The sequence below is a fragment of the Mesorhizobium sp. M2C.T.Ca.TU.002.02.1.1 genome (assembly GCF_003997225.1).
The window spans coordinates 1-1,085 of sequence record NZ_RZTO01001272.1; the positions used below are offsets into that span (position 1 = coordinate 1).

1 pseudogene is annotated in these 1,085 nt (G+C 67.0%); it reads right to left on the reverse strand.

The window, feature by feature from the left end:
- Positions 1–82: 82 nt before the first annotated feature.
- Positions 83–831, reverse strand: a pseudogene (locus tag EOD07_RS35395) (SDR family oxidoreductase).
- Between the last annotated feature and the right edge of the window lie 254 nt (positions 832–1,085).

Here is a 1,085-nt window from a genome sequence, read left to right on the forward strand (position 1 = left end):
ATCTCATCAAGGCCGGCAGGTGGGACGAGATTGAAGCGCTGGCGCGTGAGGCGAGCAAGCTCAGGAAGTAATCCGTGCTTGCTTACCAGGGCAGCGGGCCGTTCTCATCGAAATAGCCGCCCGTCGACCCGCCGGGCTCCAGCGTCGCCAGCCGCACGATGATCTCGGCCGCCTGCTGCACCGTGCGGCCGCCTCTGTGCGCGTTGAGGTCCGTCGCGGTGTAGCCGGGCGCGGCGGCATTGACCATGATGCCGCGTGGCGCAAGTTCCCGGCGAAGGCGAGTGTTACGGCGTTGAGCGCGGTCTTCGAGCTGCCATAGCCCATGACATTGGGCGACTGGCTGTTGCCGGACGCGCGCGCCAGCGATCCGAGATAGCTGCTCACCATGACGATGCGGGAAGCGGGCGATGCCGCGAGCAGCGGCAGGAACGCCTGGGTGACCCGCACTGGGCCGAAGACGTTGACGTCGTAGGTGGCTTTCATGTCCGCGACATCCTCGCGGCTTGGCGGCCGCTCATAGCGGCCATCCGCGCCAAGCGCGTCGACATAGCCGGGCGCGATGCCGGCATTGTTGACCAGCACGTCCAGGCTGGGAGTCTGCGCCGCGACGGCTTTGGCCGCCGCCGCCACGCCGTCGTCGCTGGCGACGTCGAGCGCGAGCCACTCGACGTCCAGCCCTTCGCCGCGCAGCGCTTGCGCAGCGGTCTCGCCGCGCTCGGCATCGCGAGCACCGAGCCACACCTTGTAATCCAATGCCGCCAGCCGCCGGACGGTCTCACGGCCAATACCCTTGTTGGCGCCCGTCACCAGCGCGTTCTTCTTCGTCGTCATATTCATGTCTCCTTCTCGGTGACCCAGAGATGACGTGTGCCGGCCCGCTTTGCGCGCCAAAAGCTCTCAGCCTCTTGCCTGATCCTCGCAGTTGGGTGCCCGCTTGGTTGCCTGGCCGCCGTGGATCGGCAATGCTGAAAGCGATGAACGAGGCGCTTCAGGAACTGATCTCGATCGCCGGCCGCCATGCGAATGGGCGGCGGACGAAGACGGCCATTCCCCGCGTCACGATCGGCCGCAGCGAGGTTCCGACG